The sequence below is a fragment of the Paraburkholderia sp. IW21 genome (assembly GCF_041321145.1).
Taxonomy (GTDB): domain Bacteria; phylum Pseudomonadota; class Gammaproteobacteria; order Burkholderiales; family Burkholderiaceae; genus Paraburkholderia.
Genome location: NZ_JBGGWA010000017.1, coordinates 84369 through 102836 on the forward strand (window position 1 = coordinate 84369; position 18468 = coordinate 102836).

13 protein-coding genes and 1 pseudogene are annotated in these 18468 nt (G+C 58.5%); 7 read left to right on the forward strand and 7 right to left on the reverse strand.

Translation table 11 applies throughout. The features are described from left to right. Positions 1–36 precede the first annotated feature (36 nt). The 3 genes and pseudogenes from ACAX43_RS30000 to ACAX43_RS30010 all read right to left on the reverse strand — a co-directional run. Positions 37–1408, reverse strand: a pseudogene (locus ACAX43_RS30000) (IS66 family transposase); the annotation flags it as partial. A 52-nt stretch (positions 1409–1460) separates the two neighbouring features. Next, complete coding sequence (gene tnpB, locus ACAX43_RS30005) at positions 1461–1694, reverse strand: IS66 family insertion sequence element accessory protein TnpB (protein ID WP_370712003.1); 234 nt, start codon at positions 1692–1694, stop codon at positions 1461–1463. A gap of 110 nt (positions 1695–1804) precedes the next feature. Then, a complete protein-coding gene (locus ACAX43_RS30010; protein ID WP_370711965.1) occupies positions 1805–2269 on the reverse strand; it encodes a transposase in 465 nt (154 codons plus the stop codon). Between the two features lie 272 nt (positions 2270–2541). Between ACAX43_RS30010 and ACAX43_RS30015 the strand changes: the two genes are divergently transcribed. Beyond that, complete coding sequence (locus tag ACAX43_RS30015) at positions 2542–3495, forward strand: IS5 family transposase (RefSeq protein WP_370711966.1); 954 nt, start codon at positions 2542–2544, stop codon at positions 3493–3495. Between the two features lie 364 nt (positions 3496–3859). Here the strand turns inward: ACAX43_RS30015 and ACAX43_RS30020 are convergent, their stop codons facing one another. Then, positions 3860–4075 (reverse strand): hypothetical protein, encoded by a 216-nt coding sequence (locus tag ACAX43_RS30020; RefSeq protein ID WP_370711967.1) that lies wholly within the window; start codon positions 4073–4075, stop codon positions 3860–3862. A gap of 193 nt (positions 4076–4268) precedes the next feature. Continuing rightward, entirely contained in the window at positions 4269–5675 is a 1407-nt protein-coding gene (locus ACAX43_RS30025) for a replication initiation protein (protein ID WP_370711968.1), read from the reverse strand. 1063 nt (positions 5676–6738) lie between these two features. Here ACAX43_RS30025 and ACAX43_RS30030 point away from each other — a divergent pair. Then, positions 6739–7950 (forward strand): ParA family protein, encoded by a 1212-nt coding sequence (locus ACAX43_RS30030; protein ID WP_370711969.1) that lies wholly within the window; start codon positions 6739–6741, stop codon positions 7948–7950. Further along, a complete protein-coding gene (locus ACAX43_RS30035; RefSeq protein ID WP_370711970.1) occupies positions 7947–8924 on the forward strand; it encodes a ParB/RepB/Spo0J family partition protein in 978 nt (325 codons plus the stop codon). Before ACAX43_RS30030 ends, ACAX43_RS30035 begins: the two co-directional genes overlap by 4 nt. 1383 nt (positions 8925–10307) lie before the next feature. Here ACAX43_RS30035 and ACAX43_RS30040 read toward each other — a convergent pair. After that, positions 10308–11453 (reverse strand): hypothetical protein, encoded by a 1146-nt coding sequence (locus tag ACAX43_RS30040; protein WP_370711971.1) that lies wholly within the window; start codon positions 11451–11453, stop codon positions 10308–10310. A 42-nt stretch (positions 11454–11495) separates the two neighbouring features. Further along, on the reverse strand, positions 11496–12077 hold the full coding sequence (locus tag ACAX43_RS30045) for a hypothetical protein (protein ID WP_370711972.1): 582 nt from the start codon (positions 12075–12077) through the stop codon (positions 11496–11498). Between the two features lie 1233 nt (positions 12078–13310). Here ACAX43_RS30045 and ACAX43_RS30050 point away from each other — a divergent pair. Genes ACAX43_RS30050 through ACAX43_RS30065 form a run of 4 tightly spaced genes read left to right on the forward strand, consistent with a single transcriptional unit; the run spans position 13311 to position 16948 of the window. After that, positions 13311–13949 (forward strand): hypothetical protein, encoded by a 639-nt coding sequence (locus ACAX43_RS30050; protein WP_370711973.1) that lies wholly within the window; start codon positions 13311–13313, stop codon positions 13947–13949. Next, on the forward strand, positions 13946–15946 hold the full coding sequence (locus ACAX43_RS30055) for a hypothetical protein (protein WP_370711974.1): 2001 nt from the start codon (positions 13946–13948) through the stop codon (positions 15944–15946). The genes ACAX43_RS30050 and ACAX43_RS30055 overlap by 4 nt, the downstream gene beginning before the upstream one ends. A 5-nt stretch (positions 15947–15951) precedes the next feature. Further along, positions 15952–16344, forward strand: coding sequence for a hypothetical protein (locus tag ACAX43_RS30060; protein ID WP_370711975.1), 393 nt, complete (start codon positions 15952–15954; stop codon positions 16342–16344). Beyond that, the gene (locus ACAX43_RS30065) at positions 16322–16948 is read left to right on the forward strand and encodes a hypothetical protein (protein WP_370711976.1); all 627 of its coding nucleotides are present in this window, start codon (positions 16322–16324) and stop codon (positions 16946–16948) included. The genes ACAX43_RS30060 and ACAX43_RS30065 overlap by 23 nt, the downstream gene beginning before the upstream one ends. Positions 16949–18468: the final 1520 nt, after the last annotated feature.

The window sequence follows — 18468 nt, forward strand, 5'->3', positions numbered from 1 at the left end:
CGACAGTGACGGACTCAACATAATTTCTGGCTGCGCATTATGTCTTCCGATTGCCACGCCGCGCAACGCGCGCTCGGCAATCAGATTGTCAATCTCGGCCTGACGTCGCTGCAGTAATAGACCAGTGCAGGCCAGCGATTCAACGAATACTGGATCGCTTTGGTGGTGTCCGATTTCGCGGAGAGTGTGAGAAGCGTCGTCTCGAACCACCGTTTCATGTCATCAAGCAGCGGCACAGCCTTCTCCTGACGAACGCGCCGACGTTCTTCAGGCGGCTTGCCACGAATGTGCTCTTCGATGCGATAGAGTGCGCCGATGCGCTCGAGTGCTTCGCTGGTGATCGGTGATGCCCGAACAGCATGCAGATCATGTAGCTTTCGACGTGCATGCGCCATGCACGCTGCTTCGCGAATCTGACCGCCGAGGTACAGATCTGCTTAACCGGCGAACGCATCTGCCTGCAGTACGCCGGTGAAGTTGGCAAGGTGACGTTGTGGATGTTCGCCGCGACGATCCGGTGCATAGGCAAACCAGACGGCCGGCGCTTCGTCCGAACCACTGGGTCGATCATCGCGCACATACACCCAGAGCCGGCCGTCTTCGTCCTGCCATTGCCCGGCGCGAGCACCGGCAGCGGGGTGTCGTCGGCGTGAACCTTGGTGCCACCAAGCGCGTGGCGGCGCACCGCGTCGACCAGAGGGTTGAGCAGCCATGTCAGACTGCCCAGCCAGTGGCCCATGGTGCCCGCTTCGATCTCGACGCCGTCGCGCGCGTACATGACGGACTGGCGATAGAACGGGATATGGTACGCGAACTTCGATGTCGTGATGTGGGCGAGCAAAGCTGGACCGGGCAGGCCGCGATCGATGGGCCGGCTCGGCGCAGCGGCTTGCACGATACAGTCGCAGCAAGAACAGGCGAATTTGGGACGGCGATGACGGATGACGCGGAAGTGCGCGCGCACGTATTCAAGCTGCTCGGATACGTCTTCGCCCAGCGGTTTGAGTATGCCACCGCATTCCGGTCAGTCTTCCTCGATGGGTCGATGCACACGCTCTTCGCGTTCGAAGTGATCGGGCAGCGGTTTGCGACAGGCGCTCTCGCGGCGTTGTCGCGCCTTCTTCGAATCAGCCTAGGCGGCCGCACCTTCATCGGCCTGCAGGTCCTCAAGTCGCAGTTCGAGCTGCTCGATCTGACGCTCCACCTTCTCAGACTTGCGACCGAACTGCATGCGGCGCAGCTTCGCAATCGTCAGCTTCAGATGTTCGATCTCGATTACGCGGGAGCTGAGTTGGTCCTCCAACTCGACGACCCGCTGCGCGTTTGCATGAGCTGACGCCGCATGCGCGCGCACCAGCGCCTTGAGCGCATCAATGTCGTCGGGCAGGTCAGAATCAGTCAGATCCATCGTGACAGTTTACGACTGTCTGCCGCACGTAAAGGCACGCGGTAACAGACGTTTACAAAGCACTGCGCGGGCGTGCCGCTTCGACTGGTTGTCGCCAGTCAAACCCTTCGAGCAGGAGCGAGAGTTGAGCGGTGGTCAACGCCACGACGCCGGCGTCGGCGCGGGGCCATGCAAAACGCCCTTTCTCAAGACGCTTCGCAAATAAACATAGGCCGCCATCGCTCCAGTACAACGCCTTCAGCAGATCACCACGGCGGCCCCTGAAGATAAAACATGGACGCCGTATGGATCCTTCTCAAGCACCATCTGTACCTTCGCCGCCAAGGGAATTGAAGCCGGAGCGCACGTCAGTGACGCCGGCAGCGATCCAGATCCGTGTGTTTGCAGGCGGCCCGATCATCGCAGAATCCGCTCGAGGACCAGGCACAATATCGTCGTGTCGGGCACGCCTTCTATCCGGACCGATGTATTGCCATGCTGAAGCTGAATGCTGCCCTTTGCTGCCTCCCGAGGCGCCGGTGCGTTCGTCGTCTCCGGAGCACGGGCCGCCGGTCGATCAGACCGTACATCGACAACGACGGGCAACATGGTCTCCGTCTGCGCATCTTCGATCAACAGACCCTGAGCGTACAGTTTGCGCCAGGCCCACACCTGATTGGCGTTGATGTTATTGTCGCGAGCGACCCATGCGACCGACGCGCCGGGTTCAAACGTCTGCTCGAGGACCGATCGTTTCCATTCCAATGGATACCGTCGGTTCTGGCGCTTGGCAGGTAACTCGACTGTCTGAGGCACTGTGTCCATTCCCGCCGTTTGTGGACAGAGTCGGTCACTCGTGTCCGTCGCAGGCGATGATTGCATCTTCTACGCGAAGCGGGGAACGGTACAGCTTAGATGCTTACCAACCTTGCCATCGGGCAGCATGCCGTCTTACGCTCGGAGAAGGCGACCGCCATCGCGTACGGGCGATTCTATGTAGGCTTACTCAAACAGGGTGTATGGGAGAGTCAGTCGGAATTGGCCGCTAGCCATTCGGTTTCGAAGGGGCATGTTTCTAAGGAAAGTCTGCAAAAGTCCTGGCATTGACGTGAGCGTGGACTATCCTGGGAGCAGGAGAATCTAAGGGATGGGTGATGGCACAACTTGGCCTTGGTCTGGATCTGTCAACGAAACGCACGCGCAAGCGGGAATTTCTCGAAGAGATGAGGCGCGTGGTGCCGTGGCCGCAGCTGATTGCCCTGATTGAGCCGCACTATCCGAAGGGTAAAACGGGACGGCCGCCATTTCCGATTGCCACGATGCTGCAGATTCACTTTATGCAGCAGTGGTTTGGTCTGTCAGACCCGGCGATGGAAGAAGCGCTCTATGACGTACCGCTGTATCGCGACTTTGCGGGGCTTGACGACGGCATGACGCGATTGCCCGACGAGAGCACGATCCTCCGGTTTCGTCACCTGCTCGAAGCGCACGGTCTGGCTGTGCAGATGCTCGCGCTGGTCAATGAGATCCTGAGCGGGAAAGGTCTGATGCTCAAGGCCGGGTCGGTAGTCGACGCCACATTGATTTCTGCGCCCAACTCGACGAAGAACGCCTCAGGTACGCGGGACCCGGAAATGCACCAGACGAAGAAGGGAAATCAATGGTACTTCGGGATGAAAGCACATATCGGCGTGGACGCGGAATCTGGCCTGGTTCACACGGTCATCGGCACAGCCGCCAACGCTCAGGACATCAATACAGCCGAAGCGTTGCTACACGGCGAAGAGGCGGATGTGTACGCTGATGCCGGATATCAGGGTATTCAGAAGCGATGCGCGGACGGTTCAGTGCGCTGGCATGTCGCAATGGGACCAGGCAAGCGCAGAAAACTGGATCTGAGTGATCGTCTGGACGCGATATACGATCAGATCGAACGCCTGAAGGCCGGCGTCCGCGCCAAGGTGGAGCATCCATTCCGGATCATCAAGCGACAGTTTGGCTATACGAAGACCCGATACCGGGGCCTAATGAAGAACACTGCCCAGATCACGACGCTGTTTGCGCTGGGCAATCTGTGGATGACGCGTAAGGCACTGCGCAAGGCGTGAAACACGCGGGCGCAGATGTCATGAGTTTCGGCAAACGCACGTTGCCACGGTTCGAATAAAACTGTGATCGAGGTCCCAGCATCTTCGCCGCCACTACAACGCGGGCAGCAAACCGCGCGACGTGCAGGAAACGGGTTGTGCAGACCTTCCCTAAAGCAATTAAAGCTGCTCGCCTCCCCCATCCTATCGTCCAAGCTATTGGCGCGGAGAGTCGCGTGTCGTTCCGAGTCGTCGAGGCTCTTGACGAGCTTATCAAGGTGGTTGGGATTGAAAGATTGCGCGAACATGCAGCTCAAATCGGGCCGTGCCCTGACGTACCGGTGTCGCAATTACTCCCGGCGCTAGCGGTCGGCGAACGGCCGGACTATCGGCGCATGCCGTTTCGACTTTCCATAGCGCGCAACGGACGGTACATACGGATCGACTCTCCTGAGATAGCGGCACTAATTTCGCGCCTCCCAGAGGTTGAAACGGCACTCAACTTGACCGCAGTGGTCACCGCATCGATAAGCGAGTCGATCGCCATCTTGCTTTCACTTTTCGCGGCGACGACCGTATCAACCAGTTCCTGCTCAGTCATCGTTTGTCCCTGTCGAGTCGCAATGGACCGTTCCCGCGGACCGGGGCCGCCGGTTACGCCACCTTACCGCATGGCGGCGCATCCGCGCAAACGGGACGCTTCCTTTAACTCCAGATATTCCACAGGCTGCCGGTGATTCAAAAAGGTAGTGAGCGCGGACCGCTTGGAAACGCGCAGATGCCCATGCTGACACTCACGGCGATGAGCGAGACGAACTCATGCGCCCAAATACGAATTGCCCTAGGTACCAAACCAGTTCCGTATTCGCAACGATGTCCTCCTCCACTACAGTTGCGGCCTCGAGCTTCATACGACGCAGCATCAGCTTGCCCTCCCTCGACGCAACCCACGCGCGGACCAGTTCCTTGCGGGTTTTGGCGTCCGCCGCGTTGAAGTGTTCGCGGCCCTTACGCGACTCCTCATTCATGCGTGCACGGACTTCTTCTTCGCGCGAAGCGAGGCTGCGAGCGACCGAACTCTGGGTTTTGGTTTTTACGACATCCGCTTCAGTCTCTTCGGTAAGTAGCTTCGCCTGAACCTCGACCATCTTGCGCTCGGCTTCAGACATCTTCCAGTTATCGCGTAGGGCTCGCATCAGGTAGCCGGCGGGACTCCTTTTTATCTGTCCACGATTGAGCTTGAATCGCGTGTATTCGACAGCCTGCTGGATGTGCGCATCGGTCCAGACTTCGCGGTTCTCGGAAATCTCGCTGAACTGCTTGGTAGACAGGTTGAATTCTTCTTTGAGAATTTTGTACAGATGACTGGCGTCAGCCAAGCTGGCCAGCGCAGCGTCGGCGGTATCCTTGCGCTTGAGCAGGAACCTTATGCGGTCGATTTTTTTCGACGTGCTGGACTCGGTCCTGGTCTCGTAGGACAGCTCGATGTCCGACACCTCATTGATTTCACGCACAGCTGGTTCTAGCCAGTCGCGCTTGAAGTATTTAAAGATGGCGGCGTTCGCTCCCATTCTGCCGGGCCAGTTTCGCATGTCTTCAAGCGGTATCCATTCCGTTCGGCCATTGGGAACACTGGGAAGGACCTGGTCATAAATCGCGCGCGCTAGGCTGCGAGTAAAAGCCGTCGATATACGCAGGCTCAACCAGTGAGATTTTTTTGGGTCACGGATTTGCGGGACCAAGCGAGGATGCACGTCGAATCGAATGCGCCCCCTGTGGAAGCCGACCATACCCATCAACTGGACTGATACCCACAGGTCGTTTTCGTTGGGGTCCCGATCGAGCGGTGTATCGGTGACCTGGATTTTCGCGTCCTGAGCTTCTTCCGCAATAGTGCGCAAGTGCTTGAGATTGCGGCTGTCATAGCGCATCAACCACTTGAAGTAATTCAACTCAACGTCGTACTGGTCTCGTGCTTCCTGCTCCTGGGCGACAATGAAATATGCGGCGTCAAGAAAGCGCCGCGCCGGCAGCCCCATGTTGACGACTTGGGTGAAAAAGTTGTTGCGCTGGTATCCGATTTCACGTTTCGCTTCGGTGATGGGCAAACCCAAGTCGAACATGTCCTCGAACAGCGCGAGCGCCATCTGTCGCGGTGTGACTTTCGACTTGCCTTCTTCTGGACTGTCCTCCGCCGCCATATTCTCATCCGCTCTTCATTTTCGCTTTCGGGAATGTAGCATTCGTGGGTGAGCTGTCAACACATACAACCTCACCATCAGCCGGCCGCACTGGCTGGCTGTCGCCGACGCTCATCCGCCATGCACAATGAACCTCACCGCAGCACAATCAACCTCACCACGACAGACACGTATCTCCCGTCAAACCCTTATCCCGTTTGATTAGAATTAGTTTTTGCGCCGCTATGCACAGCCAACCTCACCGTTGGACAAGCGAGCGAATTCCGCACATCTGACCTCACCTTCGTGTGAAGCCGGCCTCACCTTGACCACACAACGAATCTCACCTTCGTGCACATCCGATCTCACCTTTGACACACCTGATCTCACCTTTTGGAGGTTAAGACTTTGAAAATAAACAAAATCAGATTCCTCTGTTGGTTTGTGGGGTTGTTTGATTTATAAAAAAACAAACCAACCCGTCACTAGGAAGCAACTTGCCGAGCGGCCATGATGGTGAGGTTGATTGTGCTAAGCAGCAGCTGCGGCTCAGCCCCTGGTTCTGTTTTCACAGAAACACGTTTTCGATCGGTAAAGCTGTGGATTGAAGGTGAGGTTCATTGTGCAGGCGTTTGCACAGACACCTGTATAGAAACCCCGGCGCGTGCGATTCGGTGAAGATCGAAAAGGAAGGTGAGATCAGTTGTGCTGGATGAGACAGCTCTGAGCGAGCCGATGCGTTCGTAGCACAATGAATCTCACCATGTGCTGTACTTTTGTGCAAAGTTCGATTTGCGTGTCGATACTGCTTTCAGAATTAGCACAATCGACCTCACCTTGAACGACCGTCTGGTGACCGGCGCGCCAACTACAGGCCTTATCGGTGACAATACTGCCGAATGGCGTTGGTCGAAAGAGCGGGAAGTTCCTCTTTTAAGCGTGTCGGCCGCACTCCAGTCAACCGCAAACGCCCAATGACGAGTGGTTTTCCAGAAAGTCTTCATGAAAAACAGCCTCTTATAGAGCAATTTTTATGTGTTTCCTGTATTCTGAGGTTCATCGAAATTTACGGATAAACCTCAGAATGGTGAAAACGAGCCAACTTCCTGCTGTGGACCGAACGGTTCCTCTTGAGCAGATTAGCCAGTTCGCTGAAAAGGTTTCAATTTTCACTGATGAACTGCGTAACACCATTCTTGCACCCCGACCGCGAAAAGCTGCTCCTGTTTTCAAAACAGGGGAAATTGCTGAGATGTGCAACATCTCTCATTCTCAGGTCCAATACCTCGCAACGAAGAGCGACGGAGAGTTGCCGCCAGGCACCGCTGCCGGTACCGGCCGGACCCGCACATTCACTCTGGAGGAAGCACGCCTCTGGGTCCAGAAAGTCTCCGACATTTATCAGACTCCACTCGTTACGGGAACGCGTGAGCCGGAAGGGAAAATCGTCATAACGGCCCAGTTGAAGGGCGGCTCGGCAAAGACAACCACAACTATGTGTCTCGCGCAAGGACTGACCTTGCGCGGGCGCAAGGTGCTTGTCATAGACCTCGACCCTCAGGCCTCGCTTTCTGAACTGTGCGGCTTGTACGCGGAAAAGGATGTGACGCCTGACGACACCGTGTTGCCGTATATTTACGACCAGGACGTCGAGGGTGGCCTGGAAACAAGGGTTCAGTCGACTTACTGGGATGGGCTTGACGTGATTCCGGCTCACACCGAATTGATTGGCGCAGAGTTCCATCTGCCTGCGATGCAGAAGATGAGGCCAGGATTCCGGTTCTGGACAGTGCTTCGCCAAGGTCTCGAGCCATTACGCAAGCGCTACGACTACATCCTTATGGACACGTCGCCTTCCCTGTCGTACCTCAACCTGAATGCACTGTTGGCGGCGGATGCCATGGTCATGCCGATGGTTCCGGAAAATCTGGACTTCATCAGCTCGCTATCGTTTTGGCGACTGTTTTCAGATGTATCCAAGAGTTTCATCAAGTATGAGCAAGACAAGAAATACGACTTTATCTCACTGATGCTTTCGAGGGTCGATTACGGGCGCACCTCCTCCGCACCTATCGTGCGCGCATGGGCACAGAGCGCATATGAGAGCTGGCTGCATTCGATTGAAGTGCCGGCAAGTTCCGTGATGAGCACAGGAGCGTTGGCATTTTCAACTGTATTCGACGTAAGCAGCACCCATAGCGCGGCTAAGTCGTTGCAGCGTGTACGACAACCCCTTGTCGATTACTGCCGATGGGTGGACGAGATATATTCAGAAAAATGGAGGAACGCGCAATGAGCAATATGCGAGAGCAACTGCTGGCCAAGACGTCCGGCATCCGGACGACCTCATCTATTAAGGAAGATGAGGTCAAGCGTAGTAACCGAACGCAGACGGCGCCTGGCCTCGCGGGTGCGCTTGCCGTAGCGCAACTACGTGTCCAGGAGCTGGAGTCCACTGGCGCCGCGTCGCAATTATCGGTGTCCGACATCGTGCCGAACCCTTGGCAGCCGCGGCGGGTATTCAACGAGGCAAAGCTGTCGGAACTGGCCGAGTCCATTCGTGAAGTCGGGCTTATGCAGCCGATCGTGGTCCGTCGCGCCGAGGATATCTATCAGATTGTGGCAGGCGAACGTCGGTGGCGCGCACATAAGATGGTGGGACTCGATGCCGTCAAGGCTGTCGTTGTGGAGTGCTCCGACGAAGACATGGCTGTGCTAGCCCTCGTGGAGAATGTTAGTCGTGACGACTTGTCGGACTATGAGGTCGCCATGTCCATGAGGCAGACCGAGAAGGAGTTCCCTGACCGTAAGCGGATGGCAGAGGCACTGGGTATGTCTCGCAGCGGGCTCTACCAGTTCCTCTCGTTTGAAAATTTGCCGGACTTCATCAGAAAAGACCTCGATATCCAGCCGCGGCTGCTTGGCGGGACTGCTGCCCAAGCCATTGTTGCGGCCATCAAGAAACACGGCGAAGACGGTGCGAACGCAGCAATGGAACTCTGGCCGCTCGTTGTGAAGGGCGATATGGATCAGGGGAAGGTGGCAGCGGCGATTAGGGCGTTGGCGACTCGTCGAACGACGACGACTAATTCTGCAAGCGAGCGGAGCATCGACAAGTTTTTCTCTGGCAAGGAACACGCCGGTTCCATTACCAAGGACATTGGTGGCATCACGGTAAAAATTAAGGCCGGCGTTCTCACCGACGCGCAGGAGACGCAGATTCGGGAACTTATCAGCCAGATGTTCCACGCTCAGCCGAAAACGAACTGAGGAACGCCTCACTCTTAACCATGCCCCGCCTTGCGCGGGCTTTTTTTCGTCCAGCCGTTCCTAATGTGTCTAGAGTCTAGACACACCGCCGGTTGCGTCGCTATCTGGCCCCGAGCATTCGTGTCTAGACACTGGGTTAGACAGCAGTTGGCGGCCACCGTGCGGCCACGCGGGGACCAATGAAGGGCTGCGCCCCCCCTCGGCGTGTCTAGACTCTAGACACGCCAGAGGATAGTTGTTGGTTCCGGGTAGCGCGGTCTGGATCTAAGCAGCTCACGGCTCCCGTAAGCGTCGATGGTTGCGGACGAGGGATTGAGCGTGTCTAGACTCTAGACACACGTTCAATCGAAGCAGCCACACAGCAGCGAGGCTGTTATTGAGAAGTTGCGATCGAGGGTCAGTAAATCAGCGCCGTCGCAGCAGCCTGATCAAGTTGAATGCGAAAAACGTGCGGCCCAAAGAGCCCTTCGGCTCAATCCCAAACTTCCGACAAACATCCATCGCAACTGCAAGTAAGCGTTCCTGTTTACCGTACCTTCGTCTGGAAAGTTGCTGATTGTTGAGCAAAACCCACTCGCGCAACCGGCCTCGGATTCGAGAAGATGCCTGCCGAGCATCCACCGCGACATTCACGTGCGGTGCTCTGGTACCTTTGAAGGACGCAGCGCCGCCCCGCGGCAACCCCTAAGATCGCGACGAACTAGACTGCTGTGATCAGCAATGTTCGACTTTGCGCGACTATCTCCTTGATGTTGTTTCAGGCCATGGTATTTCCTCTTGCAATTGTGTCCATGCCTTTGTGGAGCAAGCAGGCGTGATTGCCATGACAGCATGGTGATGCGTTTCTATTACTGAGTGCTCAAGTAGCGTCGCACTGGAACTTCCCTCTTTTCGCTCGCCGTCGATGCTACCTGGAAGCACCTTAGACTGGTCCACACGCAGATCAACTCTCTCTCGAAGTATCGAGACGATTTCAGTCGTCAGGCCCGGCCCGGGCGGGCGGCTGTCCCATAGGCCGGTCGCCCGCGGCGCATGGCCTCCGCGATTTGTAACGCACTGGCCAGTTGCGCGGGCAACAATTTCTCTAGTATTTGCGGTGAGCGCCGAATCGTGATCGACGAAAGACGTCGCGACAATGACAGATCATGACGTGCGTGAAGGTCCGGTGCACGTTGCGGCGGAGCAGGAGCAAGCGGCCCTCGTGAAGGTCCAGCGCATCGACAATCATCGCTGCGCCGATCATAGCGACGAGAAGACCTTAACTGTACGGTGGCACTTGATAGTCGTGGGACACTGACGGTTACCTTGTCACGCGTGAACGGGCTAGCTGCGTCGCCAGTGCGCGCTTTAGTGGTTCGTCGTCCACGTACTGGCGGAAGGTTCTCAGATCGCTGTGTCCCATGTTTTCGAGCGCCGCAGAGGCGTCCAGGCCGTCGCGGACCGCCTGCGCGAGCCCTTTGGCGTAGGTGTGACGCAGCCAGTGCGTGGAGGCGCGCTCAAACCGGTCGGCATCGACCCGCCGGCCGTGGGCGCGGGCGTAGGCGAGCGCCTGGCTGCGCAACCCGGTGACCAGTTTCCAGATCGCCGCGCGGCTGCGGATGCCCCTGAGTTCACCCAGCGGGAGCGTCGCACCGACAGCAGCAGCGGCAGGTTCTCGTCTGGCAGTGGCACCGGGGGCAGGCCAAACGCGATCCGGTAGGCCTGCAGCGACAGCGCAATCTCGTCGCACGGCACCCAGTGGGTCTTGCCGCCCTTGCCGCGCTCGACGCGCAGTAGCCACTGGAAGGGCGGGGCATCCGGAAACTCGCGACGAAGAGTCTGCGGTACCGGCTCGATGCGCACATGCCCCATCCGGCATTGCACCGCCTCGGAGGTGCGCAGACCGGTCCGTTCAAATAGGTCCTCCAAGAACAGGTCACGCGCCTGCGCCAGGCGCGCTTCCCGGCCGGACTCTGCCCTTGGGCGGGAAGCAATCGCTTCGCGCAGCGACGCCGTGTCGTCCGTTGACAGGAAGCGCGCCTGCTCATCCGGCTCGCGCCGGCCGACCGTTGGCAGTCCGGTGGCCGGATTCAGCTGCAGGAAGCCGACGTCCCGCAGCCAGTCGAACAGAGACGTAACGATTTTCTGGGTCTGGCCGGCCGAGCGGTCGGTGAGCGGCCCGAGGAACGGCCGCCAGTCCTCCGAGCCGCGCCGTACGCCAGGCTTGCGCACCGCCCACGGCGCCGGCGCTTGCAGGAATCCGATGTAGGCGGAAAATTCGTCCAGCCCCCAGCTCGAGATGGGCATGCCGGTCTGCCGCGCATACCAGAAGAGGCGCTCGACCTCGGTGCGGTACTGCGCGAGCGTGGTCGTGGCCAGGCGCCCGCGACCAGTGGCTTTGGCCGCGAGCCAGCGCCCGACGACGTCCTCGTCCGACAGGTGCGGCGGCAGGATCGGACTCTGGAGCCGGTTCGGGCGGTGGGCGACAACTTCCGGCAACCCGTGGGCCGCGACGACGGCGTCCGGTTCAGTACGGTCCACTGCGGTCATCGGGATGCTCCGGAGTCAGTTGTGCTCACACGCCAGACGCAACTAACGGTCTGTGCACCGTCCGCCAGCGCGGGCGACAAGGTCATGCAGCGCGGCGGAATGGCCGTCACGGTTGGGGGCAAGGGCAGGGCGGGGCCGTTCACAGGCAGTCTCCGTCGACGGGCTCGTCCAGTGTGAAATCCCGGTTCGCCTCGAGCGCGTCGGCCAGTGCGGCGAATTCGACCTGAATTCGTGGGCGGGATGGTTAAGGCCCGTCCGGCACAGCACCGCAAAAAACCCGCAGACCGCCCGCGGGTGCTCGATGAAGGGCCGTTCCGGTTCACTAGAGGGGATCGTCACGTCAATCAGCCCGGCCGCGGTGCGGATCACCGAATGCGCCGCGAACCGGGGCGTGACGCCGTTAAAGTCCTCGTGCCGCCAGCCACGGACCGCGCGCGCCTTCGGGTAGAGCGCTACCCAGCGGTCTACGTTGTCGTGGCATTCGCCGCGCGCCGGCTTCCAGCCGGCCAGCCGGTCGCCCTGCTGGTCGGCGGGACGGGCGCTTTCGAGCAGGGCGAGTAGCGCCGTGGCCAGCCGGTCAAACGGCTCACCAGCCGGCATCGTGCGGATGTCGGGGGTGTTCACGATCTTCCAGCCTCGACGCTGGCCGGCCCCAGCCCCAGCTTCTGTCGTAACCGGTCGAACGGTCCGCGCAATGCGGTTCGGGAGAGGCCGTCGATCTGGTCAACCTGAATGAATACCGTCGCCGCGGGCGCGGGTACAGGCTCGCTATGTATGACGCCCGTCGCCGGGTGTCGGATTCCGGCCTCGACGCCGTCCAGCCGCAGTAACGAAAGGGAAACGAGGACGGGACCAGTCAGGTCAAGTCGATTGAGCGCCGCACGCACAGCCGGGAGTCCGTCTTTTCGAGTGCCCCTTCATACCCCGCGGTGTCGAAGATCACAGCGTGTCCATCCGCGGTGTGGACAAACGACGAGGCGGTGGTAACCAGTTCGATCTGCCCATGGCGTGTCAGGTGGGCATAGGCATGCGACGCGGTGCTCGGGTCGCGTTGATCGGACGCGCAGACCAGTTGCGAGTAGCGGATGTTGCGCGACGGGCGGAGGTGGTATCTGCCGCACCGGGCCGATTCTAGGTCGACGTGGGATGAAGGCAAAGTTGCAGCACGCTCGGTCTGCCTGTCATTGCCCAGGCGTGGGTTCCCGCCGGTGCCGTGATGACTTTCGCTTCTGTGAATCAAGAAGGCAAATTCACAAATGCCAGATGAAGGAAGAGAAACTCTGAACGTGGAAGGAAAGGAAGCTTTTATCTGACCCTAATTTATGCCGGCCCGCCGGGCAAGGCTGCGACGCGGCCACGTTAAGACTTTCACTTCGTACTCTAACGAAATGAAAGTCTTAAATCTCGGCCATTCGATGGGAATGTCTGAAATCTCGGAGTGTGAAGGCTGCCCGGCACGTCAGCTATGCAAGGACGAAATATGAGTGTTGGAGCCACCCGCGGGCTGAAGGCAATGATTTACGAGGGCGCAACGTCGATGACTTTCGGGGATAGGGCGAACGGAGCCTTCGTGAAACATATCGCGCAAAACCGGGATAACTCCGAGATACAACACCCATAGGGCGTTCAGGCACTTTTAGCTGCAATTTTCCACCGTGTTTCACGACGGTACGCGAGTAAATCGTCAAGTGCGGAGACCGGGCGATACGACGATGCGCCGCAGCATCCGAAGCGTAACATTTGCTACGTATTTTGTAGTGATTGTACGTTAGTGCGAGGGCAGACTGTCAGTGTGACCACTGACGCGCTCGGTCGATCCAATTTGTACTAAAACAATGATATCAACTGGGAGCGGCCATGATCCCACGATTCACACGGGCGGTCAGCGACACCCGCCCGTACGGCTCCCATCGGTATGACCTGTTCGGTCCGAAGATCGGAAGACGACTGACCCTGTTCGGTCGGCGGGCGGTTGATCTATGGGTCCGCCTTGAAGCAGATCCGCGGGTGCTTATTTACTGCGAACGGCCTGTACAGATTCCGGACGTCACGCCGTCCCGCCTGGTCGATTTCTGGGTCCGCACACGCGATGGTGAGAGATTGTGTGTTGTCCTGCGTCCGGCGGAATTGACCTCGGCCGCGCTGGGACATCTCCTGTTTCCCGCATTCGACTCCTGGAGCATGGCGTCTTCGATGCAGTTGCATCTGGTCGATCCACAAGAGCTCGACGATCCACCGACGCTACGCCAGAACAGAGTCACAATGCTGCATCATCTGGCCGGTACGCACTCCCTTCCAGTCGAGCCGTTGATGTGCGGAGTGACTGCCGCCTGCCGACATGGCTCGACGCTCGCTGAACTGGAACTGCGCCTGGCACCCGCCGACCCGATGCTGGTCCGCTCGGCGGCATTCAGACTGGTGTTCGGCGGCAAAGTCCGTTGTCCGACACTGGCGGTTGAGCCACTCGGCGCTCATACCCGTCTGGAACTGGTATGAAATCGATCGCTTTTGGCGCGTTGCGATTCGATCGTCATTCGATACCGCCCGAACTGAAGCACGTCGACGAATGGCCACGCGTTGACGATAGCGCACTGTCCGAATCCGGCCGCGACATTTTCAACCGCCGCATTCGTGCGATGACCTTGTTTCTGGGAGAAAATACGCCTCTGCGTGAGATCACTCGCGAAACTGGCTTGGGCTTTAATGATCTGTACCGCACGTTTGAACGCTGCGTTACAACCCACGAGGACGGCCGCATATTCGGGTGCCGGGCGCTTATACCGTATCAGCATACGAAATCCTACGGCCGTTGCGCGCGGGTCGATATGTCCGGCGAAGGCGCCGTGAGCAATGCAAGCGGCGCATTTGGGCAGCTGCTGCAGCATTATCCGGACATTGCTCGTTGGCTCGAGCGGAGGATTGCAGAGCGAAGTCGGGAGCACGCAGAGTTGGCTGAAGTGCATCGCCAACTATGGCGCCTGCATGGCGCGTTCCTCGACCAATGCCGGAAGGCGGGCATTCAGGCAAGCGAGTATCCGTTTAACCAGAAGCACTTGGGCGAGCGGACACTCGCAACGTACGCCCGCAAGCTGGCCAACCGGCATTTTGACGCGGCAGCACGTGCCGCCGGCGCCGGGCAAATCGCCCATCCCTGGCACGACGATCCTGAATCCATTCGCAAGCCCGCGACGCGTCCGTACGAGGCCGTTGAATTTGACGGGCACAAGATCGATGTACGTCTGACGCTACGTATCGACGACCCGTTCGGCTTTGAGACGCTGCTTGTCTTGCACAGGATCTGGATACTCCTGCTGCTTGATGTTGCGACGCGCGCAGTGATTGGCTACGCGCTCGCGCTGGGCCGCGAGTACAACAAGGATGATGTTGCGCTGGCCTTGCAGGCGAGCCTGATGCCGCACACAACCCGTGTTTCGAAGATCCCGGCGCTGAAGGTCAGAACCGGCGGAGGATTTCCGTCTGAGGTTTTACCCCAGACTGCCTGGGCTTGCTGGGGTACCTTCCGCTTCGATGCCGCCAAGGCGCATTTCGCGAACGCGACGCTCGAGCGACTGACCCAGGTCGTCGGCTGCATGACCGACAACGGGCCACTTCGACAGAAGAACGAGCGCGCGCTGATTGAACGCTTCTTCGATCAGGTTGCGTCGCACTTCGCGCATCGGTTGCCGGGCACCACGGGCAGCGCCCCGGGCACAGTCGAACGCGTCCTCAACGATGTCGGCACCGACACGTCGCTCATGATGACGCTCGATGAGCTCGAGGATGTGATCGACGTGGTGCTTGCGAACTATAACGGCGAGCCGCATGCGGGACTGGGAGGGCGCACACCACTCGAGGCTATGCAGTTCCTGCTTGCCAGGAAGGACGAGCTATTGCGTACGTTGCCTTTTGCCCGGCGCAGCAGCTTATGTTTGCTGCAGGAGGCACGTGTCGTGACAATCCGCGGGTGTGTCAGTCGTGGGGAGCGTCCGCACATTAATTTCGAACACGTGCGTTATGACAGTCGGGTGCTGTCTGGCATTGCCGGGTTAATCGGCAAACAGCTTCGCATCTATTTCAACGTAAAGGACATCCGGCATCTGCATGCCTTCCATATGGACGGATCCGAACTCGGCGTGCTGACCGCGGCGCGTCCCTGGTGCTTCACGCCGCACGCCCTGCGCGTGCGACAGGAAATCTTTTCGTTGATTCACCAGCGCAAGCTTGCCTTCCGGGAAGGCGGTGATCCGGTCGCCGCATGGTTTGCGTACAAGAAAGAACAGGCGCGAACGCATACGCATGATGCCAATGACCTGGCACGCATGCTCACGGACCGCGCGAAGAACCATGAAGGGTCGCCGTCTGTCGGGATTCCGCCCTCGGAGGAAACCGCAGCGCAGGAACCCACCAGAACAGCAGAAGCCACGAAGGCGGAAGCCAGAGCGAGCAAAGCGCCACCACCACTGTGGCTTACGCAGATCTTTACATTCAGGTGAGTGTGATGCTCGATACTCTGAAGCGCCCTGTCGATCCTTCGGAGCACCCACTGCTGAGCAAGACGTACATGGTGCCGACGCCGGCGATCGCAGAAATGTACGCGCGAGTGCGTCAATGCATCCGGCGCGGGGTTACCGGCGCCGTCATTTACGGGCACACCCGCTGGGGCAAGACTTATGCAATTCGCTACTGCGTGAGGCTATTAAATATCGAGTTACCTCGCGCGGCGGTCCTGACGATCGGGATGCCGCGAAACCCCTCACGGTCAGAGGCGCTGTTTTTCGGGATGCTGCTTGAGGCGGCACGGCATGAACGTTCGGACAGTGGATCGGTATTGAAGCGGCGTCTTCGGCTCTATCACAAAACTGGGCGAAATGGTCGAGCGCGTGGCTGGTAATACGCTGGTCGTATTTGTCGACGAGGCGCAGCGGCTGGAATTGGACCATTACGAATGGCTGCGGGACGTGCAGGACGAACTCGGGCGCCGAGGCGTGCGCATGTTCATTTTCTTGGTCGGCCAACCCGGCATTCTCAACCGCAAGAGCTCGTTCAGGCAGAGTGTGGATACCTCGCAGATCGTGTCGAGGTTCATGGTCGACGAGATGCGTTTTCAGGGCTTTCGCACTGGCGATGATCTCAAAATGTCGCTCGGCGCGTATGACACGTCCGTCTTTCCCGACGGTAGCGATTGGCCTTATACGCGCTTCTTTTTACAACGCGCGTTCGACACCGGCTTCCGATTGGGAAAGCAGCAGCAGACCGTGTGGAAGGCCTTTGAAGCCGCCCATTGTCGTGCGCGGTTCGATTTCACGATGGAAATTCCGATGGAGTATCTCGCCCGCACGGTCGAGATAGCACTGACTGACAACATGGAGCATGACGGTGCCGGATTCGCGTTGAGCCCCGCATGCTGGGCTCGGGCGGTTGAGGAGTCCAACTTCGTTGCCGCCCTCGAGGCATTGCGGATCATCTTTGTCGACGACGCGGCATACCGGCAATGAAAAGACGTTTCAACATCCTGCTCGAGCCCACAGAGCCAACTTCCTGCGCATCGTGGTGCTGGCGTGAAGGGTGGCACATTAAGGGCCAGTCAGCGTTCATCCTTTTGGCAAAATTCCAGCGCCTCAACGTGCTGTCGTCCGCCGCGCTGACGCAGTATTTTACTAGCCACGACGATCGCGCAACGCCATTGCAGCAGACCGACTTACGTGACGCGCGTCAGTTCGATATGCCGCGCATGATGGGCATGCTAAGGTTGCCTCTGGAAGACGTCGCTGCAGCCTTTGTGATGCCGTCATATTTGTCCCAGACCGTTGCTGCTGCGACGCTACGGTGGTGTCCGCAATGTGCAGGCGAGGGTGTGCATCTGACGGAGTTTCAGTTTCACTCGCGTGTTACATGCCCAATCCATCGCGTCGCGCTAGTTAACCGTTGCCAGAGGTGTAGATCGAGGATCCCCTATCGTTTGGATGCCGAGATTTTCCGGATGCCTTTTACTTGCCCAGCCTGTTCGTGTCCATGGGTTCGCCCAGCGCGAGGGTTCGACGACTTTAGGATAGGTGAGGCGTATCGGCTCCAGGTGTCCGATCGTGCTGTCAGCGTTGATTGGGAAGGGGAACGCTTGACAACCGGAGAGGGGTCTTGCCTGGGTGGAAAACATGTGGAAGTGGCCGAGCGGCCGGAAGATAAATGGCCCGCGTTACATCGCGGCGGCAGGTCACCGCAGTCACCTCTCGATTTGGTGGCGCCAGATGCGATAAACCGATGGGAGAGCGTTCTTTCGGAAGCCTATGGTCATTACAAGGCACTGCGAAGGGCGATCATGCGAGTTCATGGTAGACAACATAGGGCGTGCATCGTAAAAGCCGCGCGACATTTCTCATGGCGACTTGACGGGTGCACAACTACTCCCTTCTGTCCGGCCGCGCATGCAATATTGCGATGGCGTATGAAATGGGAAGGAGTTGGGGTGCCGAAGGCGCTACTGGATGCGCCTGTTCATGGCCCTCTCGGCATTGTACTTTGGTTCTTGCTCTACGCGCCCAATCCCGGCAGTCAATACAGCGAAGCTGCTGCTCGCAGGATAGTAATACACGCGTTCGTTTCGGCCTGCCTCGGCTGCTTTCGTTCATATTTTGTGGAGGCAGTTCAAGCGAGAGCGCATGACCGGATACTGTGGTTACCGTTTCCCGCGCACGACTTTTACAGGAGCGACCTTCTCGTTGCAGGTAACGATTGTGTGTCCGGTCAGGTGCGTTGGACGTCGCTATCAGAGACGCGGCAGAGTCTCGATGCGTGCATCGGTGATTCCACGCGTCGTATTGTTCACCATCGGCAACATGTCAGATTGCTGGCGAACAATTCGGCGGCTAACAACCAGTTTGTTAGGCTCGCCAGCGCTCAATCGGAGCTGAGTATCATCAAAGCATCGACGACCACTGGCGCTCAGTAGAGCGATGCCAACGAGGATCGTGGTCCCGGTCCGGTGTTCATCTTCCTTTCGTTGACGTCGAGCGGGTAA

Excerpts from the sequence above, each read along its gene's own strand:
- ACAX43_RS30030 (WP_370711969.1), top strand. The coding sequence starts at position 6,739 with ATGGTGAAAACGAGCCAACTTCCTGCTGTGGACCGAACGGTTCCTCTT.
- ACAX43_RS30015 (WP_370711966.1), top strand. The coding sequence starts at position 2,542 with ATGGCACAACTTGGCCTTGGTCTGGATCTGTCAACGAAACGCACGCGC.
- ACAX43_RS30055 (WP_370711974.1), top strand. The coding sequence starts at position 13,946 with ATGAAATCGATCGCTTTTGGCGCGTTGCGATTCGATCGTCATTCGATA.
- ACAX43_RS30010 (WP_370711965.1), bottom strand. The coding sequence starts at position 2,269 with ATGCAATCATCGCCTGCGACGGACACGAGTGACCGACTCTGTCCACAA.
- ACAX43_RS30035 (WP_370711970.1), top strand. The coding sequence starts at position 7,947 with ATGAGCAATATGCGAGAGCAACTGCTGGCCAAGACGTCCGGCATCCGG.
- ACAX43_RS30040 (WP_370711971.1), bottom strand. The coding sequence starts at position 11,453 with ATGACCGCAGTGGACCGTACTGAACCGGACGCCGTCGTCGCGGCCCAC.
- ACAX43_RS30065 (WP_370711976.1), top strand. The coding sequence starts at position 16,322 with ATGGTCGAGCGCGTGGCTGGTAATACGCTGGTCGTATTTGTCGACGAG.
- ACAX43_RS30025 (WP_370711968.1), bottom strand. The coding sequence starts at position 5,675 with ATGGCGGCGGAGGACAGTCCAGAAGAAGGCAAGTCGAAAGTCACACCG.
- ACAX43_RS30060 (WP_370711975.1), top strand. The coding sequence starts at position 15,952 with ATGCTCGATACTCTGAAGCGCCCTGTCGATCCTTCGGAGCACCCACTG.
- ACAX43_RS30050 (WP_370711973.1), top strand. The coding sequence starts at position 13,311 with ATGATCCCACGATTCACACGGGCGGTCAGCGACACCCGCCCGTACGGC.
- ACAX43_RS30020 (WP_370711967.1), bottom strand. The coding sequence starts at position 4,075 with ATGACTGAGCAGGAACTGGTTGATACGGTCGTCGCCGCGAAAAGTGAA.